This window comes from Streptomyces sp. NPDC005195 (assembly GCF_040608315.1).
Taxonomy (GTDB): Bacteria; Actinomycetota; Actinomycetes; order Streptomycetales; family Streptomycetaceae; genus Streptomyces; species Streptomyces kaempferi.
Map to the genome: position 1 here is coordinate 69,701 of NZ_JBEXHZ010000020.1, position 23,359 is coordinate 93,059.

A 23,359-nucleotide genomic window follows, 5' to 3' on the forward strand; every position below is an offset into this window, starting at 1 on the left:
GTGCTCGTGCGCGCGCCGGTGCCGTAATCTCGGAGCCTGGAGCCCACGATTCCGGGACCTTGATCCACAACTTGGGGTTGCACAGCAGATGACTGCGATTTCTCTCGGCATGCCGTCCGTTCCGACCAAGCTCGCCGAGCGCCGGAAGAGCCGGCAGATCCAGGTCGGAACCGTGGCCGTGGGTGGAGACGCGCCCGTCTCGGTGCAGTCGATGACGACCACGCGTACGTCGGACATCGGCGCCACGCTGCAGCAGATCGCCGAGCTGACGGCGTCCGGCTGCCAGATCGTCCGGGTCGCCTGCCCGACCCAGGACGACGCGGACGCCCTCGCGACCATCGCCCGCAAGTCGCAGATCCCGGTGATCGCGGACATCCACTTCCAGCCGAAGTACGTCTTCGCGGCGATCAACGCGGGCTGTGCCGCGGTGCGCGTCAACCCCGGCAACATCAAGCAGTTCGACGACCAGGTCAAGGAGATCGCGCGGGCCGCGAAGGACACCGGCACCCCGATCCGGATCGGCGTCAACGCGGGCTCGCTCGACCGGCGCCTGCTCCAGAAGTACGGCAAGGCGACGCCGGAGGCACTCGTCGAGTCGGCGCTGTGGGAGGCGTCCCTCTTCGAGGAGCACGACTTCCGGGACATCAAGATCTCGGTCAAGCACAACGACCCGGTCGTCATGGTCAACGCCTACCGGCAGCTGGCCGCCGCCTGCGACTACCCCCTCCACCTGGGTGTGACGGAGGCGGGCCCCGCCTTCCAGGGCACGATCAAGTCGGCGGTCGCCTTCGGCGCACTGCTGTCCGAGGGCATCGGCGACACGATCCGGGTCTCCCTCTCGGCCCCGCCCGTCGAGGAGATCAAGGTCGGCCTCCAGATCCTGGAGTCCCTCAACCTCAAGCAGCGCGGCCTGGAGATCGTCTCCTGCCCGTCCTGCGGCCGCGCCCAGGTCGACGTGTACAAGCTGGCCGAGGAGGTCACCGCCGGTCTGACCGGCATGGAGGTCCCCCTGCGTGTCGCCGTCATGGGCTGCGTGGTGAACGGACCGGGCGAGGCCCGCGAGGCCGACCTCGGCGTCGCCTCCGGCAACGGCAAGGGGCAGATCTTCGTCAAGGGCGAGGTCATCAAGACCGTGCCCGAGTCGAAGATCGTCGAGACGCTCATCGAAGAAGCGATGAAGCTCGCCGAGCAGATGGAGGCCGACGGGGTCGCCTCCGGCGAGCCTTCGGTGGCCGTGGCGGGCTGACGCCCGCCGTCCCCGGGGGCTCCGCCCCGCTCCTGTCCGAGGCGTCCCTTCGACCACGGGCAGGAGGCCGGTCCCGCAGTTCCCCGCGCCTCTCGACGGGGCACGTCCGGCCCGCAAGGCCGGAACGGAGCCCGGGGTCGTTCACCCCACTCCCGACATCACCACCCCGCCGCCCCCTCAGGGGCGCGGGGAACCACGCGACCGGCCCCCACCCACCCGCAGCCGAGCGCTCCCGGAAGCCGCGACCCCCGCGGCCGAAGTCCCACCCCCGTACAAGGGGCGGCGCCCCACAACCTCGCCAGGTACAGTGCGGAGATCAGTAGACCCCAGGGTGAGGCCCCCGTACGTGTTGACCCAGACCACCACCAGGGTCCTCGAACCGAGTGACCTGGACGCCGCGCTCGCCGTGCTCGGCCGTGAGCCGGTCGCCAACGCCTTCGTCGCATCCCGGGTGCAGATCGCCGGCCTGGACCCCTGGCGGCTCGGCGGCGAGATGTGGGGCTGGTACGAGGACGGCATGCTGCAGTCCCTCTGCTACGCCGGCGCCAACCTGGTCCCGATCTGCGCGACCCCCCGAGCCGTCCGCGGCTTCGCCGACCGCGCCCGCCGGGCCGGCCGCCGCTGCTCCTCGATCGTCGGCCCCGTCGAGGCCACCGCCCTGCTGTGGCGGCTGCTCGAACCGAGCTGGGGCCCCGCCCGCGAGGTCCGCCGCCACCAGCCCCTCATGGTCACCGACCGCCTCCCCGCCGACATCGCCCCGGACCCGTATCTCCGTCGCATCCGCAAGGACGAGATAGAGACGATCATGCCGGCGTGCGTGGCCATGTTCACCGAGGAGGTCGGCGTCTCGCCGCTCGCCGGCGACGGCGGCCTCCTCTACCAGGCACGGGTGGCCGAACTCGTCGGCAACGGACGCTCGTTCGCCCGCCTCGACCAGAACGGCAAGGTCGTCTTCAAGGCCGAGGTCGGCGCCGCCACCACCCAGGCCTGCCAGATCCAGGGCGTCTGGGTCGCCCCCGAGTACCGGGGCCAGGGATTCGCGGCCCCCGGCATGGCGGCCGTCCTGCGCTACGCCCTCGCGGACGTCGCCCCCCTCGTCAGCCTCTACGTCAACGACTTCAACACGGCCGCCCGCGCGACCTACCGACGCGTGGGCTTCCAGGAGGTCGGGGCGTTCATGAGCGTCCTGTTCTAGCCACACCGCCGACCACTCCCGCCGCCACCGCGCCGGAGAGCCGCTCTGAGCCTCGTACCTGCCCTGTAGTCTCCCCGGCATGCTGCGCTTTCCCGGTCAGGGGCCCCGCACCCCCGACGACGTGGTCATCGGCCCGCTGGATCTCGCCGCGCGCGTCGACGAGGCGCTCGCCGTCCAGGCGCTCGCCTTCGGGCTCGGCCCCGACGAGATCGCCGTCCGCCGGCAGATCGTGCTGCGCCACCTCACCAGTCCGGGAGCCCGCGCCCTCGGGGCCACCACCGTCGACGGTCGGCTCGTCGGATTCGTCTACGGCATGCCCAACGACCGTGGGCACTGGTGGTCGACCGTCGTCGAGCCCTATCTGCGGGCGCGGGGCAACGACACCTGGCTCGACGACTCCTTCGTCATCACCGAGCTCCACGTCCACCCGCGCTACCAGAACCGCGGCGCGGGCCGCGCCCTGATCACCGGCATCACGGACGGCGCGGCGCAGCCCCGCTCGATCCTCTCGGCCATCGACACGGACAGTCCCGCCCGCGGCCTGTACCACTCGCTGGGCTACGAGGACCTGGCACGGCAGGTCCTCTTCCCGAGCGCGCCGAAACCGTACGCCGTGATGGGCGCGCCACTGCCGCTGCGGCGCCCCTGACGGGCGCCCCCGGGGCGAAACGGATTTCCGGGGACGGCGGCCCCCCGGCTAACCTCCTTGCCATCACCCTTACGCAGCAGGAGTCGAGAACCATGGCCCAGGTCCAGCGCATGTCCCGTTTGATGGTCAAGACACTGCGTGACGACCCGGCCGACGCCGAGACGCTCAGCCACAAGCTGCTCGTCCGCGCCGGCTACGTGCGCCGCAACGCCGCCGGCATCTGGTCCTGGCTGCCGCTCGGCAAGAAGGTCCTCGACAACATCTCCCGGGTCGTGCGCGAGGAGATGGACGCCATCGGCGCCCAGGAGGTCCTGCTGCCTGCCCTCCTCCCCAAGGAGCCCTACGAGGCCTCGGCCCGCTGGGAGGAGTACGGCGACCTGCTGTTCCGCCTCAAGGACCGCAAGGGCGGCGAGTACCTGCTCGGCCCCACCCACGAGGAGATCTTCACCCTGGTGGTGAAGGACCAGGTCGCGTCGTACAAGGACCTGCCGGTCATGCTCTACCAGATCCAGACCAAGTACCGGGACGAGGCCCGCCCGCGCTCCGGCGTGCTGCGCGGCCGCGAGTTCCAGATGAAGGACTCGTACTCCTTCGACACCACTGACGAGGGTCTGGCCGAGTCCTACGCGCTGCACCGCGCCGCCTACCAGAAGATCTTCGCCAGGCTGGGTCTCGACTACCGCATCGTGTCGGCGGTCTCGGGCGCCATGGGCGGCTCCGCCTCCGAGGAGTTCCTCGCCCCCGCCGTGGCCGGCGAGGACACCTTCGCGGACTGCCCGGCCTGCGACTACGCCGCCAACACGGAGGCCGTGACCTTCGAGCTCAAGCCCGTCTCCGAGGAGCACGGCCCGGTCGAGGAGCTGGACACCCCCGACACCCCGACCATCGAGACGCTCGCCCGCCACCTCGGCGTCCCCGCCTCCGCCACCCTCAAGAACCTGCTGGTCAAGGTCGACGGCGAGATCGTCGCCGTCGGCGTCCCGGGCGACCGCGAGGTCGACCTCGGCAAGCTGGGCGAGCACCTCGCGCCCGCCGTCGTGGAACTGGTGACGGCCGAGGACTTCGAGGGCCGCGGCGACCTCGTACGGGGTTACGTGGGCCCGCAGGGTCTGGAGAAGGTCCGCTACCTCGCCGACCCGCGGGTGGCGCCGGGCACGGCGTGGGTCACGGGCGCCAACAAGGCCGACACGCACGCGAAGAACGTCGTCGCGGGCCGTGACTTCGAGGTCGACGAGTACCTCGACGTCGTCGTGGTCGAGGAGGGCGACCCCTGCCCGTCCTGCGGCGCCGGCCTCAAGCTGGACCGCGCCATCGAGATCGGCCACATCTTCCAGCTCGGCCGCAAGTACGCCGACACCTTCCAGCTCGACGTCCTCGGCCAGCAGGGCAAGCCGGTCCGCGTGACCATGGGCTCGTACGGCATCGGCGTCTCGCGCGCGGTGGCGGCGCTCGCCGAGCAGTCGGCGGACGAGCAGGGTCTGTGCTGGCCCAAGGAGATCGCCCCCGCCGACGTCCACGTCGTCGCCGCGGGCAAGGCGCTCCAGACCGAGCTGGCCCTCGACGTCTCCGAGAAGCTGGGCGCGGCGGGCGTGCGGGTCCTGGTGGACGAACGTGCCGGTGTCTCCCCGGGCGTGAAGTTCACGGACGCCGAACTCATCGGCGTACCGCAGATCCTCGTCGCCGGGCGCCGCTCGGCCGAGGGCGTCCTGGAACTCAAGGACCGCCGCACCGGCGAGCGCGAGGAACTGACCGTCGACGAGGCGATCGCGCGCCTGACGGCCTGACGGCCACACCGAGGCAGGCCGACAGACGTCGGCAGGACGGACGGCCCGGCCGGGGTGGCAACGCCCCGGCCGGTGCCGGAAGCCGGTGCCAGACGTCCGGGAAGACTGTCCGGGACAGGCTGTGAGGCCCGCCGGGACAGGCCGTGAGGCCGCCGGATCAGAGCCAGCCGGCGAACTCCAGCAGCAGCTCGGCGTCCTGTTCACGCCCCACCCGCCGCGCCCGCACGCCGGACTCGACCGCCCGGAACAGGGTCCAGCCGCGCAGCCGCTCCTGGTCCACCTCCAGCGACTCGGCGAGCCGCTTCACCCGCCGCCGGGTGATCGAGGCCCCCGAGGGCGAGGCGATCAGGTCCTCCACCCGGTCACGGACCAGCCGGGCCAGATCGAAGGCGCACTCACCGATCACCGGGTCCGGGCCCACGGCCAGCCAGGGCATGCGCTCACCCGCGAGCACCTTGCTCTGCCGGAAGGTGCCGTGCAGCAGCCGCTCCTCGGGCGGGCCGGCGATCAGCTCCGCACGGGCCGCGAGCGCCGCGTCGACCAGCTCCACGACCTCGGTGTCGGTGTCCGCCGCGGCCCGCATCGCCTCGGCCTGCCGCCCGGTCCGTTCGGCCACCGTCTCGAAGACGTGCACCCGCGCGGCGGGCGGTTCGACCCACAGCCGCCGCAGCGTGCCGGCCGCCTCCAGCAACGCCTTCGCCTCCGGCAGCGAACGCACCGACAGATCGGGCCGCAGCCGCTCCAGCAGCAGCACTCCGTGGACGTCGCCCACCGCGCCGAGGGGAGGCAGGAGCTGCACCGCGCCCCGGCCGCCCCAGTGGGCGAGCGCGGCCCGCTCGCTCTCCGGACGCGCCCGTTCCGGCGCCAGCTTCAGTACCGCGGGCGTCCCGTCGGCCTGCCGCACCAGCACGACCAGACTGCTGCGCCCGCCCGGCGCCTGCACCCGCTCCACGGTCAACTCACGTAGGCCGACCGCCTGTTGAAGCGCCTCGGTCAGCTGGTCCAGCCACTTGCCCGACCCGTCGTCCCCCTTGGCCTCCTCGGACCCGCCCCGCAGCGCCTCGCCGAGCGCCCGCACCAGGCGCTGCGGCGGTTCGAAAGCCATGCGGGAGTCCATGCGGGAGGGGTTCCTTCCGAGAGTCGCGTCAGGTGTGCGAGGGCGCCGCCGCGAACGAGGCGGCCGTCCGCTCGGCGAGACCAGGGAAGGCTACGCTCTCCCCGCGCCAGCGAACTCCCCGCACCGCCGCCTCCCGCAGCGCCTCGGCCGCCGAGCGCCGCCGGTCGCCCGAGGAGGCGCGCACCAGGTCGGAGTAGATCCCGGCCACACGTTCCTCCAGCTCGGCGGCGAACCGTACGGCCGTGCCGGCGTCCTTGACGGCGAAGGGCAGCGCGTACGCCGCCGCCGCGGGTGCGGGCTGTCCGCCCAGGTCCCTTATGGCGCGCGCCAGTTCGTCGCGGCGCGCACGGTGCGCGTCGTACGCCGCGCGTGCCTCGTCCCGGCGTGCCCCGCCGATCCTGCCGCCGACAACCCCGTACCCGTACACCACGGCGTGCTCGGCGGCCAGCGCCGCCTGCAGGGCCGTCAGCTCCGCCGTCGGGGTCTTCCGCCCGGCGTCTCCGGCCGTCCCGGCTTCGTGGGTCCTCCCGGCCTTCCCGGCCGGTTCCGTCGCGTCCGTAGAGCTCACTTCGCCTCCTTCGTCAGCAAAAACGCGTGGGCCGCCCCGGCCGCCGCCACCGAGGCCAGCAGCCTGGCCAACTCTCCCGGAACGTCCAGCAGGGCTCTCGTACGCCGGTCCACCAGGGCGAGTTCGGCGGCCGCGAGGTCGGCGAGGGCGTCCTTCTCGCGGGCAGGCACGGCGGGCGAGGAACTCGCGGAAGCCGGAGCCGAGGGTGACGCGGAGGCCGAGCCCGAAGGTGACGCGGACGAAGAGGCGGACGAAGAGGAAGAGGCAGAGGCAGAGGAAGAGGCGGATGGTGAGGCGGAGGAAGAGGCGGACGGTGAGGCCGAGGGCCGGCTCGCGGTGCCGCCGAACGCCTGGGCGTGCCGTACGACCTCGGATCGCAGCGGGTCCAGCCGCTTCGCCAGCGGGGGATGGGCGGCGATCACGGCGGCGTAGCGCGCCGCGAGCGTCTCGCTGTCGCGGGCCGCACGCGCGCGTGCGGCGTCCGCGGCCGAGGGGGTCCGGCTCGCGGTACGGGGGGACGACGACTCGGGAGCGGAACAGCCCACCAGTACGGCGGCGCCCACGGCCGACGTGAGCAGGCTCCTTCGGCGCGGACCCGACGGGGTGCGGGGCGGCGGGGTGAACGACACGGCAGACGTCCTCGGAAGGCTCGTTCGAACAGGAGGGCGGCGCGCCCGTGATCACGGTACCCGCGCCGGGACCCGGTGCCCGCCAGCGGCTCTCCCGTGCCTCCGCCGGCCGGTTCCCGGGCAGCCGCCGGACCTTCCCGTGCCCGCCCCCGGTGGACGGCAACACCCCCTGCGACCGGATACCCTTTGACCAGACACGCGACCAACCCACAACAGCACACGCGGCCGAGGAGTCACCCGGATGAGCACCACCCAGAGCGAGAGGCTGCGAGAACTTCTGGAACCGCTCGTCAGCTCCCAGGGACTCGACCTGGAGGAGATCGAGGTGGACTCGGTCGGACGCAAGCGCGTGCTGCGTGTGGTCGTCGACTCGGACGCCGGTGCGGACCTGGACCAGGTCGCCGATGTGAGCCGCGCGCTCTCGGCGAAGCTCGACGAGAGCGACGCGATGGGCGAGGGGGAGTACACCCTCGAGGTCGGAACCCCCGGTGCGGAGCGCGAGCTCAAGGAGCACCGTCACTACGTACGCGCCACGGACCGGCTGGTGAAGTTCCAGCTCGGAGACGGCGCCGAGCTGGTCGCCCGCATCCTGAACGCCGACGACGACGGCCTCGACGTGGAGGTGCCGGGTGTGAAGGGGCGCAAGCCCACCACCAGGCGGCTCGCCCTCGCGGACATCGCCAAGGCGCGCGTCCAGGTCGAGTTCAACCGTAAGAACGCGAACGACAAGACCGAAGAGACCGAAGAGACCGAAGAGACCGAAGAGAACGCAGAGGAGGCGTAGCCGTGGACATCGACATGAGTGCCCTGCGGGGTTTGGTGCGGGAGAAGGAGATCTCCTTCGACCTGCTGGTCGAGGCGATCGAGTCGGCCCTCCTCATCGCCTACCACCGCACCGAGGGAAGCCGCCGCCACGCGCGCGTGAAGCTCGACCGGGAGACCGGTCATGTGACCGTGTGGGCGAAGGAGGACCCCGAGGACCTGGAGGAGGGGCAGGAGGTACGCGAGTTCGACGACACCCCGTCGGGGTTCGGCCGGATCGCCGCGACCACCGCCAAACAGGTGATCCTGCAGCGCCTGCGGGACGCGGAGGACGACGCGACGCTCGGCGAGTACGCCGGTCGTGAGGGCGACATCGTGACGGGCGTGGTCCAGCAGGGGCGCGACCCGAAGAACGTGCTCGTCGACATCGGCAAGCTGGAGGCCATCCTGCCCGTGCAGGAGCAGGTCCCCGGCGAGGCGTACCAGCACGGTCTGCGACTGCGCTCGTACGTCGTCCGGGTGGCGAAGGGCGTGCGCGGTCCGTCCGTGACGCTGTCGCGCACGCACCCCAATCTGGTGAAGAAGCTCTTCGCGCTGGAGGTGCCGGAGATCGCCGACGGTTCGGTCGAGATCTCCGCCATCGCCCGCGAGGCCGGCCACCGCACGAAGATCGCCGTCCGCTCGACCCGGTCGGGCCTGAACGCCAAGGGCGCCTGTATCGGCCCCATGGGCGGCCGGGTGCGCAATGTCATGGCGGAGCTGAACGGCGAGAAGATCGATATCGTCGACTGGTCGGACGATCCGGCCGAGATGGTGGCGAACGCGCTGTCCCCGGCCCGTGTCTCCAAGGTGGAGGTCGTCGACCTCGCGGCCCGCTCCGCGCGGGTGACGGTCCCCGACTACCAGCTGTCACTGGCGATCGGCAAGGAGGGCCAGAACGCCCGCCTCGCGGCCCGTCTCACCGGCTGGCGGATCGACATCCGCCCGGACACCGAGCAGCCCTCCGACGAGCCCGCCGAGCGGCGCGGGGACCAGCGTGGGGACCGGCGTGGGGACCGGAGCGGGGAATAGATCCAAGCCGCGAGTGGCTTGGATCACGACAGTTATCTGAGCGGCAACTGTTCGATTCTTGCCCCAAAGGGGTGAGGTCGGTGCGGAGAGGTAGACTTAACAGTGTCTGGCCGGACGCGAGCCCGCGCATGCCCTGAACGCACCTGTGTGGGGTGCCGGGAGCGAGCGGCCAGGACTGATCTGCTGCGGGTCGTGGCGATCGAGGGTAAATGCGTCCCCGATCATCGCGGTACGCTGCCCGGCCGGGGTGCGTACGTACACCCCGCCCCGGTCTGTCTGGACCTGGCGGTACGCCGCCGGGCGTTCCCACGGGCGCTGCGTGCCCAGGGAGTACTCGATACAGCGGCGTTGCGCCTCTGCGTCGAGCAGGCAACACCGTAAGACGTGTCGTGCGGAACCCCCGTACGGCCCTGGTACCCCGCGAGTTGGAAGTAGGTCGAGATTGCGATGAGCACTCGATGAGCACGCGATGAGTACGCCCATGAAGTAGCGACGGTCCGGACGCAACCCGGACCTAAAAGGAGCGAAGTGGCTAAGGTCCGGGTATACGAACTCGCCAAGGAGTTCGGGGTTGAGAGCAAGGTCGTCATGGCCAAGCTCCAGGAGCTCGGTGAATTCGTCCGTTCGGCGTCGTCGACGATCGAGGCGCCCGTAGTACGCAAGCTGACCGACGCCCTCCAGCAGGGCAACGGTGGCGGCAAGCCCGCCGCACGCAAGGCTGCCCCGGCGAGGCCGGCAGCCCCCTCTCCCGCGCAGGCCGCCCGTCCGGCTGCCCCGCGGCCGCCGGCCCCGAAGCCGGCTGTTTCCGAGCGGCCCGCCGCCGCGCCGGTCACCCCGGCCGCGTCGGGTCCGCGTCCGGGTCCCAAGCCCGCCCCGAAGCCCGCTCCCGCGGCTCCGGCGCCGGCCGTTCCCGAGTTCACCGCGCCCCCGTCGGCCCCGTCGGCTCCCGCGGCACCCTCGGCTCCGGCCGCGGGTTCCCGTCCGGGTTCCGCCCCGCGTCCCGGTGGTCAGTCGCCGCGTCCCGGTGCCCGTCCCGCCGGTGGTCCCGGCCAGGGTGGCCAGGGCCGCAGTGACCGTCCCGAGCGCAGTGACCGTCCCGAGCGCGGCGACCGTCCCGAGCGCGGCGACCGTCCGGGCGCCCCGCGTCCGGGCGGCCAGTCCGCACGTCCCGGTGCCCGTCCGGCCGGTCCTCGTCCGGGCAACAACCCCTTCACCTCGGGTGGCTCCACCGGCATGGCGCGCCCGCAGGCGCCCCGTCCGGGTGGTGCGCCCCGACCCGGTGGCGCAGGTGCTCCCGGTGGTCCGCGTCCGCAGGGCGCGGGCGGCCAGGACCGTGGTCCCCGTCCCCAGGGCGGTCCCGGCGGCGCTCCGCGTCCGCAGGGCGGTCCGGGCGGTGCCCGTCCGACCCCGGGCGGCATGCCCCGTCCGCAGGGTGGCGCTCCGCGTCCCGGCGGTGGCCCCGGTGGCAACCGTCCGAACCCCGGCATGATGCCGCAGCGTCCTGCCGCGGGCAGCCCGCGTCCCGGCGGCGGCCCCGGTGGCCGTGGTCCCGGTGGCGGCGGCGGTCGTCCCGGTGGTCCCGGTGGCGGCGGCGGCGGTCGTCCGGGTGGCGGCGGCGGCTTCGCCGGTCGTCCGGGTGGCGGCGGTGGCGGTTTCGCCGGTCGTCCGGCGGGTCCCGGTGGCGGTGGCGGCGGTTTCGCCGGCCGTCCGGGTGGTCCCGGTGGTGGCGGCGGTGGCCGTCCCGGCTTCGGCGGTCGTCCGGGTGGTCCCGGTGGCCGTGGTGGCACACAGGGCGCCTTCGGTCGTCCCGGTGGTCCCGCGCGTCGTGGTCGCAAGTCGAAGCGGCAGAGGCGCCAGGAGTACGAGGCCATGCAGGCCCCGTCGGTCGGCGGCGTGATGCTGCCTCGCGGCAACGGACAGTCCGTCCGCCTGTCGCGCGGTGCGTCCCTCACCGACTTCGCGGAGAAGATCGGCGCGAACCCGGCGTCGCTCGTCGGCGTGATGATGAACCTCGGCGAGATGGTCACTGCCACGCAGTCCGTCTCCGACGAGACGCTGAAGCTCCTCGCGGACGAGATGAACTTCGTCCTCGAGATCGTCAGCCCCGAGGAGGAGGACCGCGAGCTGCTCGAGTCCTTCGACATCGAGTTCGGCGAGGACGAGGGCGACGAGGACGACCTCGTGGTCCGTCCGCCGGTCGTGACCGTCATGGGTCACGTCGACCACGGTAAGACCCGCCTTCTCGACACCATCCGCAAGACGAACGTCGTCGCGGGCGAGGCCGGCGGTATCACGCAGCACATCGGCGCGTACCAGGTCGCGACCGAGGTCAACGGTGAAGAGCGCAGGATCACCTTCATCGACACCCCCGGTCACGAGGCGTTCACCGCCATGCGTGCCCGTGGTGCCAAGTCGACCGACATCGCGATCCTCGTGGTGGCGGCCAACGACGGTGTGATGCCCCAGACGATCGAGGCGCTGAACCACGCCAAGGCGGCCGACGTGCCGATCGTGGTCGCGGTCAACAAGATCGACGTCGAGGGCGCCGACCCGACGAAGGTGCGCGGTCAGCTCACCGAGTTCGGTCTGGTGGCCGAGGAGTACGGCGGCGACACGATGTTCGTCGACATCTCCGCGAAGCAGGGTCTGAACATCGACTCCCTGCTGGAGGCCGTGGTCCTGACCGCGGACGCCTCGCTCGACCTGCGGGCCAACCCGGAGCAGGACGCGCAGGGTATTGCGATCGAGTCCCACCTCGACCGCGGCCGCGGTGCCGTTTCGACGGTCCTGGTCCAGCGCGGCACGCTGCGCATCGGCGACACCATGGTGGTCGGCGACGCGTACGGCCGTGTCCGGGCGATGCTCGACGACAACGGCAACAACGTCGAGGAAGCGGGTCCGTCGACCCCCGTCCTGGTCCTGGGTCTCACCAACGTCCCGGGCGCCGGCGACAACTTCCTGGTCGTCGACGAGGACCGCACGGCGCGTCAGATCGCCGAGAAGCGCGCGGCGCGTGAGCGCAACGCCAACTTCGCCCGCCGGGGTGTCCGGTTCTCCCTGGAGAACCTGGACGAGGCCCTCAAGGCCGGTCTGGTGCAGGAACTCAACCTCATCATCAAGGGCGACGCGTCCGGTTCGGTGGAGGCTCTCGAGTCCTCGCTGCTCCAGCTCGACGTCGGCGACGAGGTCGACATCCGTGTCCTGCACCGCGGTGTGGGTGCGGTCACCGAGTCCGACATCAACCTGGCGACCGGCTCCGACGCCATCGTCATCGGCTTCAACGTCCGCGCAGCGGGCCGCGCGGCGCAGATGGCGGAGCGCGAGGGCGTCGACGTCCGGTACTACTCGGTGATCTACCAGGCCATCGAGGAGATCGAGGCGGCCCTGAAGGGCATGCTCAAGCCGGAGTACGAGGAGGTCGAGCTCGGCACGGCGGAGATCCGCGAGGTCTTCAAGTCGTCCAAGCTGGGCAACATCGCCGGTGTCCTGGTCCGCTCGGGCGAGGTCAAGCGCAACACCAAGGCGCGCCTCATCCGCGACGGCAAGGTCATCGCGGAGAGCCTCAACATCTCCGGGCTGCGTCGCTTCAAGGACGACGTCACCGAGATCCGCGAAGGCTTCGAGGGTGGTATCAACCTCGGAAACTTCAACGACATCAAGGTCGACGACGTCATCGCGACGTACGAGATGCGCGAGAAGCCGCGGTCGTAAGGCAGTGGCTCGAGCCGGCCGGCGGTGAGAGATCACCGTCGGCCGGCTCGCCGTTTGAACGATCGCGCAGTTCCCCGCGCCCCCGGACGGGGGCGCGGGGAACTGCGCGAGAGGCTTTCACCGGCCCGCGGTCGAAGATCGGCCCACGGGGTCCGCGGCGAAGCCCCGGCGGACGCGGGGGCGAAAAACCCCGGCGAGCATCCCACCCGTTCGTTGTACGGTTCTGATGTCCCTGCCAAGTGACTGGCAGGCCGTCTAGCCCGTACCGGCGGGACATCCGGTTACACATGTATGTGGGGACGCTGTCCTTCGATCTGCTCCTCGGCGATGTCCACTCGCTCAAGGAGAAGCGCTCTCTCGTCCGCCCGATCGTCGCCGAACTCCGGCGGAAGTACGCGGTCAGCGTGGCGGAGACGGGCAACCAGGACCTGCACCGCAGGGCCGAGATCGGCGTCGCGGTGGTCTCCGGAGACACCGAGCACCTCACCGACGTACTGGACCGGTGCGAACGGTTCGTCGCCGCACGGCCGGAGGTGGAACTGCTCTCGGTACGGCGCAGGCTCCACACAGACGAAGACTGACGAAACAAGCAAGGCGAAGAAGGAGACGGACCAGTGGCCGACAACGCGCGTGCCAAGAGGCTGGCGGACCTCATCCGAGAGGTCGTGGCCAAGAAGCTGCAGCGCGGGATCAAGGACCCGCGGCTCGGCACCCACGTCACCATCACGGACACCCGGGTCACCGGGGACCTCCGGGAGGCGACCGTCTTCTACACGGTGTACGGGGACGACGAGGAGCGCGCGGCCGCGGCCGCGGGCCTGGAGAGCGCCAAGGGCGTGCTCCGCTCCGCGGTCGGCGCGGCGGCGGGCGTGAAGTTCACCCCGACCCTGACCTTCGTCGCGGACGCCCTGCCGGACACCGCCAAGACCATCGAGGACCTGCTCGACAAGGCACGGGCCTCCGACGCCAAGGTGCGTGAGGTCTCGGCGGGAGCCGCCTTCGCCGGTGACGCGGACCCGTACAAGAAGCCGGACGACGAGGACGAGGACGACGCCGCCGAATGACCGAGAAGCTCCGGACGCCCGACGGACTTGTCATCGTCGACAAGCCGTCGGGCTTCACCTCGCACGACGTGGTCGCCAAGATGCGAGGCATCGCGAAGACCCGCCGCGTCGGCCACGCCGGCACCCTCGACCCCATGGCGACGGGCGTACTCGTCCTCGGCGTCGAGAAGGCGACCAAGCTCCTCGGGCACCTCGCGCTCACCGAGAAGGAGTACCTCGGTACGATCCGGCTCGGCCAGAACACGCTGACGGACGACGCCGAGGGCGACCTCACCTCCTCCATCGACGCCTCCCGGGTGACCCGGGAAGCCGTCGACGCCGGGATCGCCAAGCTCAGCGGCGCCATCATGCAGGTGCCGTCCAAGGTCAGCGCCATCAAGATCGACGGCGTGCGCTCCTACAAGCGGGCACGTGAGGGCGAGGACTTCGAGATCCCGGCCCGCCCGGTGACGATCTCGTCGTTCACCGTGTACGACGTCCGGGACGCCGTGGCCGAGGACGGCACGCCCGTCCTGGACCTGGTCGTCTCCGTGGTCTGCTCGTCCGGGACGTACATCCGGGCGCTCGCCCGCGACCTCGGCGCGGACCTGGGCGTCGGCGGCCATCTCACCGCCCTGCGCCGCACCCGCGTCGGCCCGTACAAGCTGGAGTGCGCACGCACGCTCGGCCAGCTCCAGGAGGAGCTGACCGTGATGCCGATCGCGGAGGCCGCCACGGCCGCGTTCCCGCGCTGGGACGTGGACGACAGGCGGGCGCGACTGCTGCTCAACGGTGTGCGCCTGGAGATCCCCGAGGAGTACGCCGGGGCGGGCGCCGTGGGCGTCTTCGATCCCGCGGGGCAGTTCCTGGCGCTGGTGGAGGAGCAGAAGGGGAAGGCCAAGAGCCTCGCCGTGTTCGGCTGAGGCCCGCGGCACCCTTCGAAGCCCGCGAGATCCCCACGGCCCGCGAGATCCCGCGGGCCGCTCAGGGCGCGTGGTTCCGGCAGGACCCACTCGCCCGTGGAGCGGCGGTCACGGGGCTTCGCGCCCGCCGCTCCATGGTCCCCCCTCGGTTCCCCCACCCAGAGGTGTATCCATCCGTCCTGCCCTATTCACCCCATCGGGCAGGCGCTCGGAGTGAACCGAGGGAGCGGAAGGGGGCGCGTTCACCACGCGGTCTGTCCCGCTGATCACCTCGCGCCTACGGTCGGAGGAACGGAGCGCGGCGGGGAGGTTCGAACATGGCGGGACGGGGCCCGCGGACGGGGGACGAGCGGCCACCGGACGCCATCGACCACGCGCGGGACGAAGGCCTCGTGCGCATCTGCGACCTGGCCGGACGCCCGCGTGGCACGGGCTTCGTCGCCGACCACCACGGCACGGTGATCACCAGCCACGAGGCCGTGGACGGTCTGGCCCGCCTCGTCCTGCACGGCCCCGGCGGCCGCAGCTGTGTGGTGGGCGCCGATGCCGTGACCCCGCTGCCCGCCGCCGATCTGGCACTCGTCCGCACCGAGGGTCTCGGCCTCGACCCGCTCCCCGTCACCGTGCGGGACCGGATCGGCACCGGTACGTACGTCCGGATCGCCGCGGGCGGCTGGCGCGAGGCGCGGGTGCTCGGCACCACCGCCGTGACGTACACGGCCACCGACCGTTTCCATCCGCTCGGCGAGGCGCTGGAGCTGGCGATCGGCACGGGGGGCGCGGACGCCCTCCGGCTCGGCGGCGGGGCGGCCGGAGGCCCGGTCCTCGACATGTCGACCGGGGCGGTGATCGGCGTCGTGGGCACCGCGCTGCACGGGGAGCACCCGACCGCGCGGTTCGCGGTGCCCCTGCGCACGCCTGGTGCGCGGGGCCCGCTCGCCGCGCTGCTGGCCCGCAACGCCGCGACCGTGCCCGCGTACGGCGCCGATCTCAATCCGGCCGGCGTGCTGGAGCTCACGGCGACCTCGGTCGGCTCCGACGGACCGGACGTGGGGCCCTCGCCCGGCACCGGTGAGGACTCGTCCACCACCGTCGAACGGACCGCTGTCGTCAGGGAGTTCGAGAGCTTCGTGCGCGGCCCGGCCGCCGTGCTCGGGCTGGTCGGCCCACCCGGCAGCGGCCGTACGACGGAGCTGGCGGCCCTCGCCGCCCGCCGCACCGGCGGCGCCGAACCGGCCCCCACCCTCTGGTTGCGGGGAGCCGACCTGCTCGTCACGGACACCTCCGTCGCCGACGCTGCGGCACGGGCACTGGAGCGGGCGGGACGGATCGTGGCGGCCTCGCGGGAGGGGACGCCCGGGGACTCGGAGGTGCTGCCCCCCGGCGGGTACGGCGGTGAGCTGGGCGACATCGGCCCGGAGCGCCTCGCCTCGCTGTCCCGGGACGCCGGACGTCCGCTGCTGCTTCTTCTCGACGGCCCCGAGGAGATGCCGTCGGCCCTCGCCCACCGGCTGCCCGACTGGACGGCGGGTACGGCCGAGTGGCTGTGGGAGACCGGGGCGCGGCTCGTCGTCGCCTGCCGGCCGGAGCACTGGGAGCAGGCGGGGGCGCACTTCCCGGCGAGGCTCCTGCACCGGGCCGCCGGGGCCGGGCCGGAGCCGCCGCTGCCGCCGTGCGTCCGGCTGGGCGATCTCACGGAGGAGGAGGCGCGGCGGATCCGGGCGCGGGCCGGTATCCCCGAGGGCACGCTGGGGGCCACCGACGCACGGCACCCGCTGACCCTTCGCCTGCTGGCCGAGGTGCGCGCCGTGCTGGCGGACGCCCCCGCCGGGCGGCTCGACCGGCACGACGTCCTCGGTGCCCATCTGGACCTGATGTGCCTGCGCGTCGCGGTTCGGCTCGCGGCGGCGAACGGGGTGCGCGGCAGCGCCGTACGACGGCTCGCCGCGCAGGTCTCCGGCCGGGTGCACGAAGCCGCGAGGCGCTGTCTCGGTCCGGGGCAGGGCCAGTTGGACCGCGAGTCCTTCGAAGCCGTCTTCCCTTGGGGGCCCGCTTCGGGGCGCCGTTCCGGCCGGACCACCGGCTGGGCCTCCGCCGTCCTCACCGAGCGTCTCCTGGTCCCCGCGGGCAACGGCTACCGCTTCGCCCACGAAGAACTCGCCGACTGGATCCAGGGCACCCATCTGGACCTGGACGCGGCCCTGCACGCACTGGTCCACCGGAGCCGTGACACGGCCCAGGCCGCCGGGGTCCGGGTGCCGTCCCCGTCCGGGACGGAAGCCGAGCGGGTACCCGCCCGGCGGACAGCTCCGTCGGCCGAGGCGGGACCGGGGGGAGCGCCGGGACCGGAGACCGGGACGGGCGCGCCGCGCCGCCGCCGGTCCCGTGGCTCCCGGCCCGCCGTCCGCACCGGCCCGCGCATCCTTCCCGTCCCCCGACACCGCATCGGGCCGGTCGTCGAGGCCCTGCTCCTCCTGGCCCGTCAACAGGACGCGGCGGCGCTGACCCCTCGACTCGAAGAACTGGTCCACGCCCTGGACGCCCTCCTGCCGGACGCGCCCGCGCCGCCGGAGGACCCCGTCTGGTGGGCCACACGACTCTTCGCCGACGTCGTGCTGCGGCTGCCGGACGCCACCCCGTACACGGGGGTCCTGGAGCTGCTCGCCGAGCGGATCGTGCGGTGGAGGGCGGAGGGCCGGGGAGTTCCGGCCGAGTTCGGGCCGTCCTTCTGGGAGGCGCTGCCGCTGCCGCGGACGGGGCGGCTCGACCTGCTCAGGAGCCTGGTCGTCGCGGACGAGGCGCCGCGGCAGGCGGGCCCGGACGACACGACCACGGACGACGGCGCCTCGGCCGACATGGCTCGGGCCGACATGGGTCTGATCGACATGGCCCCGGCCGACATCGCCTCGGCCGGCTTGGTGCGGCTCGGCACGGGTCTGGCCCCTGCGACCCCCGTGGTCGGAGTGCCGGACGACAGGGCCGCCACTCTCCTCCAGACGCCGGTAGGCACCCGTACGCCGGTAGGCACCCGCGCGTCGGGAAACACCGTCCCTCCGGAAGCCACCCGCACGCCGGAAGACACCCGTACCCCCCGCTACCTGGACGCCGTGGCCCGGCTCCTCGCCGCCGACCCCACCGGCGTGGCACCCCACCTCATCACCTGGTTCCACGACGACCGCCCCCTGCCCGCGACGCCCCACGCGACGGTGGCCACCGCGGCGCAGGCACTGCTCTACGCCCACCGGCGGCGCGCCCTGGACGACCTGGCGGAGGCCCTGGTGGACAGCGCGCACCGCCGGGCCGACGAGCTGCTCGCCGCGCTCGCCGAGGAGGAGCCGTCGGCGGTCTGCCGCGCCGTCGACCGGTGGGCGCACGACGCACGCCCGGCCCGGCGGGTGGCGGCGGTGGCGTACGGACTGCGCGCCGCGCCGCACGTACGCACCGAGGCCGACCGCGCCCTGCTGCGTTACGCGGCGCTCGCCCTGCTGTCGCGCCCCGCCGACTGCACCCTGCACGGCGGAGCGCTCGGCCTGCTCGTACGGGATCCGCGGAGCCGGGCCGCGTATCTGCCGCAGGCGCTGGAGCGGTTCGCGGCGGGTGACGCGCAGCTGCCCGCCCGCGCCCTGGTCCCCGCCCTCGCCTCACACCCCGACCCGGTGTTCGCCGCGTTCCGGGCCCGGCTGCGGCAGCCCGGCGCGGACCCGGCCGAGGCACTGCGCACGCTCGCCGACGTCACCACCCCCGCGCTCGCCCACCGCGTCGCCGCGCTCGTACGGGAGATGGTGGAGCTGCGCCCGGAGGCCGCCACGCACATGGCCGCCTACGTCGACCGTCGTCTCGCCCACGGGTCCGTCGCGCGCACGGCGCTCTTCCCGCTGGTCACGGGACTGCTGATCGGCTGCCCGGCCCCGGTGCGGTCGGCCCTCGCGACCGTGCTGGCCGCGCCGGGCACTCGTGCCTCCCGGGAGCTGCGGCGTGAGCTGCTGGATCTGCTGCTCGCGCACGAGCGCGACCCGGCCGTCCTCGGCACCCTGCTGCGGGCCGCCGCGGAGGGCATGGCCCGCCGGGGCGAGGAACCCACCCGGGAACTGGTGCACCGCACGGGCCGGCTGCTGGTGCGCACCCCGGCCGGGGCCACCTGCTTCGACCGCGGCCTCGTCGAGCTGGCCCGCCAGGCGCCGGGATTCGCCGCGATGGTGGCCCGCTGGCTGGCCGGCGCCCCCGAGGAGTGGGCCGGAGTGGTCGGCCCGAGCACCCGCCGCATGATCGAGAATCTGGCCGGCCTGCGGGTCCCCGCTTGAGTCAGGCCTTGGTCAGGTTCTCGTGCTCCGCGTCACAGCTCGATGCCGATGCGAACCGGGAGCACGCGGCATGGCACCCTTAGAGCTGCGAATGAGGCAATCACGGACACGGGTTCGACAAGGAGCGGTCACAGTGCAGCGCTGGCGTGGCTTGGAGGACATCCCCCAGGACTGGGGGCGCAGCGTCGTCACCATCGGTTCCTATGACGGGGTGCACCGCGGACACCAGCTGATCATCAGCCATGCGGTGGACCGGGCCCGGGAGCTGGGTGTTCCCTCCGTCGTGGTCACCTTCGACCCGCACCCGAGCGAGGTCGTCCGGCCGGGCAGCCACCCGCCGCTGCTCGCCCCGCACCACCGCCGCGCCGAGCTGATGGCCGGGCTGGGCGTCGACGCGCTGCTGATCCTCCCCTTCACGACCGAGTTCTCGAAGCTGTCGCCCGCCGAGTTCGTGGCGAAGGTGCTGGTCGACAAGTTGCACGCCAAGGCCGTCGTGGAGGGCCCGAACTTCCGCTTCGGTCACAAGGCCGCCGGCAATGTCGACTTCCTGCGCGAGCAGGGCGAGACGTACGACTTCGAGGTCGAGGTGGTGGAGCTCTCCGTGAGCGGTGCGGCCGGCGGCGGTGAGCCCTTCTCCTCGACCATGACGCGGCGGCTGGTCGCCGAGGGCGATGTGGAGGGCGCGCGCGAGATCCTGGGCCGCCCGCACCGCGTCGAGGGCATCGTCGTCCGCGGCGCCCAGCGCGGCCGCGAGCTCGGCTTCCCGACGGCCAACGTCGAGACCCTCCCGCACACCGCCATCCCCGCCGACGGTGTCTACGCCGGCTGGCTGCATGTCGGGGACGAAGCGATGCCCGCGGCGATCTCCGTCGGCACGAACCCGCAGTTCGACGGGACCGAGCGGACGGTGGAGGCCTACGCCATCGACCGTGTCGGCCTCGACCTGTACGGCCTGCATGTCGCCGTCGACTTCCTCGCCTTCGTCCGCGGCCAGGCCCGGTTCGAGTCCATCGAGGCACTGCTCGAAGCCATCGCCGACGACGTGAAGCGGTCCATGGAACTGATCGAGGCGTACGGCGCCCTGTAGCCGTCCGGCACACAGCCGCGTGGCCGGCGCCCTCACCGGGCACCGGCCACTCCTGTTTCCTCAGACGTCGGCGGCCCCGTGAGGCAGGGCGGACCATGCCGGTCTCACCGGAGCCGGAGCCGGAGCCGGAGCCGGAGCCGGAGCCGGAGCCGGAGCCGGAGCCGGACTCGGAACCGGAACCGGCCACTCCCGTTCGACCTGGCAGGCGCGCCCACCCGAGCCACCGCCCCCGGTCACCCCGGTTCACGTACCGGCCCGCACCTCACGTACCGACCGTCGCCGCCCAGTAGTGGCACGCCACCTGCGCCTCCCCGCCGCCGCCCAGCACCGGCAGGTCCTGCCCGCGGCACGCGTCCGCGACGCCCGCCCGTTCGGCCTCCCCGCCCGCCAGGATCTGGCAGCGCGCGTGGAAGCGGCAGCCCGAGGGGATGCGGGACGGGTCCGGGGGTTCACCGGTGAGCACGACCGGAGCGCCCGGTGCCTCCGGGAGAACCGACAACAGGGCCTGGGTGTACGGGTGTCGGGGCGCTGTCAGGACCTCGGCGACCTCGCCCGTCTCCACGATCCGGCCCAGGTACATCACCGCGACCCGGTCGGCGATGTTCCACGCCAGGCCCAGGTCGTGGGTGACCACCAGGGCGGACAGGCCGAGTTCGGCGCGCAGCCGCAGGAGCAGGGCGAGGATCTCGCCCCGTACCGACGCGTCGAGGGAGGCCACCGGCTCGTCGGCGACGATGAGTTCGGGCTCCAGGACGAGCGCGCCCGCGATGACGACGCGCTGACGCTGGCCCCCGGACAGTTCGTGCGGGTAACGCAGGAAGAAACGCTCGGGCGGACGCAGACCGGCCCGGGAGAGGGCCTCCGCGACGGCCGCCTGTTCGTCGCCCCCGTACCCGTGGATGCGCAGCCCCTCGGCCACCGCGTCGTACACCGTGTGCCGGGGGTTGAGCGAGCCGCTCGGATCCTGGAGGACCAGTTGGACGCGCTTGCGGTAGGCCTTCAGGGCGCGCGAGGAGTAGTCGAGCGGCCCGCCGTCGAAGGTCACACGACCGCCGGTGGGCGGGACGAGACCGAGCAGGGAACGGGCGAGCGTCGTCTTGCCGCAGCCGGACTCGCCGACCAGCGCGACGATCTCGCCGCGGCGGATGTCGAGGTCGACCCCGTCGACGGCACGGGCGCGGGCGGCACCGCGCCGTCCGGGGAAGGAGACGTGCAGTCCCTCGGCGCTGAGCAGCGGCGGTGCGAGCGCGGGCGCCGGTGTCGCCGCCGGTACGGGGGACGACGGCGCGGGCGGGTTCGTCATGGCGTGCTCCTGACTGGTTCTGCCGCTCCGGCGGCCGTGTCCACGTGCACGCAGGCCGCCCACCGTCCCGCGCCCGCGTCCCGCAGTCCCTGGTCCTGCCCGGCGCACGAGTCCAGCGCCACCGGGCACCGGGGGTGGAACGTACAGCCGGAGGGGAGTGCGGAGGGGTCCGGGGGATCGCCGGGCAGGCCGCGCGGCGCGAACCGCGAGGCGCTGTCCCCGATGCGCGGAAAGGCCGCGGACAGGGCCTTGCCGTAGGGGTGCCGGGCGTCGTCGTACACCTGCCGGGCGGGCCCCTCCTCGACGATGCGGCCCGCGTACATCACGGCGAGCCGGTCGCAGGTGTCAGCCAGGACCGCGAGGTCGTGGCTGATCATGAGGAGGCCCAGCTCCTGCTCGCTCACGAGCTGTTCGATCAGGCGGAGGATCTGCGCCTGGATCATCACGTCGAGCGCCGTGGTCGGTTCGTCGGCGATGACGAGCCGGGGGTCGCAGGCCAGCGCCATGGCGATCATGACGCGCTGGCGCTGTCCGCCGGAGAGCTCGTGCGGGTAGGCGTCCGCGCGGGCGGCGGGCAGACCCACGTGTTCCAGCAGTTCGCCGGTCTTCCTCCGGGCGGCCGCCGGGGTCGCCTTCTTGTGCAGCAGGATCGGCTCGGCGATCTGGTCGCCGACGCGGTGCACGGCGTTCAGGGAGTGCATCGCTCCCTGGAAGACGATCGAGGCGCCCGCCCAGCGGACCGCCCGTACCCGGCCCCACTTCATCGTCAGCACGTCCTCGCCGTCGAGCAGGATCTCCCCGCTCGTGCGGGTGCCCGCGGGCAGCAGCCGCAGCAGCGCGAGGGCCAGCGTGGACTTTCCGCAGCCGGACTCGCCCGCGATGCCGAGTTTCTGTCCCGCGTCGAGCGAGAGGTCCACGCCGCGTACGGCGGCCGCCCCGCCCGCGTACGTCACTTCGAGGTTTCTGACCGCCAGCAGGGGCTGCCTCGCGGGAGTGTCCACCGGAGTGCTCAACGGGTCACCCCCAGCTTCGGGTTGAGAACCGACTCGACCGCACGCCCGCACAGGGTGAACGCGAGCGCGACGACCGCGATCGCGATCCCTGGCGGAACCAGGTACCACCACTTCCCGGCGCTGACCGCGCCCGCCTCCCGCGCGTCCTGGAGCAGCCCGCCCCAGGACACGATCGTGGGATCGCCCAGCCCGAGGAACGCGAGCGTCGCCTCGGCGAGGATCGCCGAGGAGATGATCAGGGTCGTCTGGGCGAGTACCAGGGGCATCACATTGGGCAGCACGTGCCGCGTCATGATGTGCCAGTGGCCGCCGCCGAGGGCCTTGGCCCGTTCGATGTAGGGCCGCGATTCGACGGCGAGGGTCTGCGCGCGGACCAGCCGGGCCGTCGTCGGCCAGGTGGTGACGCCGATCGCCAGGATGATCGTGCCGAGCGAACGGGTCATCACGGTCGCCAGCGCGATCGCGAGGACCAGCGTCGGCATCACCAGGAACCAGTCCGTGATCCGCATCAGCACGGTCGCGTACCAGCCGCGGAAGTGGCCCGCGGTGATCCCGATGAGGGCGCCGATCGCGACCGAGAGCACGGCGGCGAGCAGCCCGACGAGCAGGGAGACCCGGGCGCCCCACACCACGAGTCCGAGCAGGTTGCGCCCGAACTGGTCGGTGCCCAGCGGGAATCGGGCACTGGGACTCTCCATCGGCCGGCCCGGCGCGTCGGTCACGCTCTGCACGTGGGAGCCGACGGTCAGCGGCGCCGTCACGGCGATGAGGGCGAAGAGTGTGAGCGCGGCGAGGCCGAGGACGCCGGCCCGGTGGGTGCGGTACTGCCGCCAGAAGCGGACGGCGGAGTCGCGGCGGCGTTGCCTGGCGAGGGTGCGGGAGCTCTTCGCGTCCGCGGTGACGGCCTGTTCGGCCGCGGTGGATTCGGTTGTCATCGGCCCGTCCGACTCGGTGGTG

19 protein-coding genes are annotated in these 23,359 nt (G+C 72.8%); 13 read left to right on the forward strand and 6 right to left on the reverse strand.

Annotation, left to right across the window (positions count from 1 at the left end):
* Positions 1-88 precede the first annotated feature (88 nt).
* The 4 genes from ispG to ABZV34_RS21455 all read left to right on the forward strand — a co-directional run bounded on the left by ispG (position 89) and on the right by ABZV34_RS21455 (position 4,874).
* Entirely contained in the window at positions 89-1,246 is a 1,158-nt protein-coding gene (ispG, locus tag ABZV34_RS21440; RefSeq protein WP_168530480.1) for a flavodoxin-dependent (E)-4-hydroxy-3-methylbut-2-enyl-diphosphate synthase, read from the forward strand.
* 346 nt (positions 1,247-1,592) lie between these two features.
* Positions 1,593-2,441: a GNAT family N-acetyltransferase gene (locus ABZV34_RS21445; protein WP_356278800.1), complete on the forward strand. Its 849-nt coding sequence runs from the start codon at positions 1,593-1,595 to the stop codon at positions 2,439-2,441.
* Positions 2,442-2,520: 79 nt separating this feature from the next.
* On the forward strand, positions 2,521-3,090 hold the full coding sequence (locus ABZV34_RS21450; protein ID WP_356278803.1) for a GNAT family N-acetyltransferase: 570 nt from the start codon (positions 2,521-2,523) through the stop codon (positions 3,088-3,090).
* Positions 3,091-3,182: 92 nt separating this feature from the next.
* The gene (locus tag ABZV34_RS21455) at positions 3,183-4,874 is read left to right on the forward strand and encodes a proline--tRNA ligase (protein WP_356278806.1); all 1,692 of its coding nucleotides are present in this window, start codon (positions 3,183-3,185) and stop codon (positions 4,872-4,874) included.
* 157 nt (positions 4,875-5,031) lie between these two features.
* On the opposite strand, the gene ABZV34_RS21460 is transcribed toward ABZV34_RS21455, so the two are convergent.
* The 3 genes from ABZV34_RS21460 to ABZV34_RS21470 form a co-directional block, all read right to left on the reverse strand.
* Positions 5,032-5,979 (reverse strand): aminoglycoside phosphotransferase family protein, encoded by a 948-nt coding sequence (locus ABZV34_RS21460; protein WP_356278809.1) that lies wholly within the window; start codon positions 5,977-5,979, stop codon positions 5,032-5,034.
* A gap of 40 nt (positions 5,980-6,019) precedes the next feature.
* Positions 6,020-6,460: a ferritin-like domain-containing protein gene (locus tag ABZV34_RS21465; RefSeq protein WP_356278911.1), complete on the reverse strand. Its 441-nt coding sequence runs from the start codon at positions 6,458-6,460 to the stop codon at positions 6,020-6,022.
* A 95-nt stretch (positions 6,461-6,555) separates the two neighbouring features.
* Entirely contained in the window at positions 6,556-7,188 is a 633-nt protein-coding gene (locus tag ABZV34_RS21470; RefSeq protein ID WP_356278812.1) for a hypothetical protein, read from the reverse strand.
* Between the two features lie 241 nt (positions 7,189-7,429).
* On the opposite strand from ABZV34_RS21470, the gene rimP reads away from it, so the two are divergent.
* The 9 genes from rimP to ABZV34_RS21515 all read left to right on the forward strand — a co-directional run bounded on the left by rimP (position 7,430) and on the right by ABZV34_RS21515 (position 20,086).
* Positions 7,430-7,972, forward strand: a complete 543-nt coding sequence (gene rimP / locus ABZV34_RS21475) for a ribosome maturation factor RimP (protein WP_356278814.1) — start codon at positions 7,430-7,432, stop codon at positions 7,970-7,972.
* Between the two features lie 2 nt (positions 7,973-7,974).
* Positions 7,975-9,021, forward strand: a complete 1,047-nt coding sequence (gene nusA / locus ABZV34_RS21480) for a transcription termination factor NusA (RefSeq protein WP_356278816.1) — start codon at positions 7,975-7,977, stop codon at positions 9,019-9,021.
* A gap of 102 nt (positions 9,022-9,123) precedes the next feature.
* Complete coding sequence (locus tag ABZV34_RS21485; protein WP_356278818.1) at positions 9,124-9,402, forward strand: YlxR family protein; 279 nt, start codon at positions 9,124-9,126, stop codon at positions 9,400-9,402.
* A gap of 147 nt (positions 9,403-9,549) precedes the next feature.
* On the forward strand, positions 9,550-12,732 hold the full coding sequence (gene infB / locus ABZV34_RS21490) for a translation initiation factor IF-2 (protein ID WP_356278820.1): 3,183 nt from the start codon (positions 9,550-9,552) through the stop codon (positions 12,730-12,732).
* 287 nt (positions 12,733-13,019) lie between these two features.
* Positions 13,020-13,313: a DUF503 domain-containing protein gene (locus ABZV34_RS21495; protein WP_356278822.1), complete on the forward strand. Its 294-nt coding sequence runs from the start codon at positions 13,020-13,022 to the stop codon at positions 13,311-13,313.
* Positions 13,314-13,346: 33 nt separating this feature from the next.
* A complete protein-coding gene (rbfA, locus tag ABZV34_RS21500) occupies positions 13,347-13,796 on the forward strand; it encodes a 30S ribosome-binding factor RbfA (protein WP_356278825.1) in 450 nt (149 codons plus the stop codon).
* A complete protein-coding gene (gene truB, locus ABZV34_RS21505; RefSeq protein ID WP_356278828.1) occupies positions 13,793-14,698 on the forward strand; it encodes a tRNA pseudouridine(55) synthase TruB in 906 nt (301 codons plus the stop codon). Before rbfA ends, truB begins: the two co-directional genes overlap by 4 nt.
* 317 nt (positions 14,699-15,015) lie before the next feature.
* Complete coding sequence (locus ABZV34_RS21510) at positions 15,016-18,999, forward strand: trypsin-like peptidase domain-containing protein (protein ID WP_356278830.1); 3,984 nt, start codon at positions 15,016-15,018, stop codon at positions 18,997-18,999.
* A gap of 133 nt (positions 19,000-19,132) precedes the next feature.
* Positions 19,133-20,086 carry a bifunctional riboflavin kinase/FAD synthetase gene (locus ABZV34_RS21515; protein WP_356278833.1) on the forward strand — a complete coding sequence of 318 codons (954 nt, stop codon included), beginning with the start codon at positions 19,133-19,135 and terminating at the stop codon, positions 20,084-20,086.
* Between the two features lie 262 nt (positions 20,087-20,348).
* Here the strand turns inward: ABZV34_RS21515 and ABZV34_RS21520 are convergent, their stop codons facing one another.
* The 3 genes from ABZV34_RS21520 to ABZV34_RS21530 are packed head-to-tail and all read right to left on the reverse strand — an operon-like array spanning position 20,349 to position 23,337.
* Positions 20,349-21,389, reverse strand: coding sequence for an ABC transporter ATP-binding protein (locus tag ABZV34_RS21520; RefSeq protein WP_356278836.1), 1,041 nt, complete (start codon positions 21,387-21,389; stop codon positions 20,349-20,351).
* Positions 21,386-22,402, reverse strand: coding sequence for an ABC transporter ATP-binding protein (locus ABZV34_RS21525; RefSeq protein WP_356278839.1), 1,017 nt, complete (start codon positions 22,400-22,402; stop codon positions 21,386-21,388). The genes ABZV34_RS21520 and ABZV34_RS21525 overlap by 4 nt, the downstream gene beginning before the upstream one ends.
* Entirely contained in the window at positions 22,399-23,337 is a 939-nt protein-coding gene (locus ABZV34_RS21530; RefSeq protein ID WP_356278914.1) for an ABC transporter permease, read from the reverse strand. The genes ABZV34_RS21525 and ABZV34_RS21530 overlap by 4 nt, the downstream gene beginning before the upstream one ends.
* Positions 23,338-23,359 lie beyond the last annotated feature (22 nt).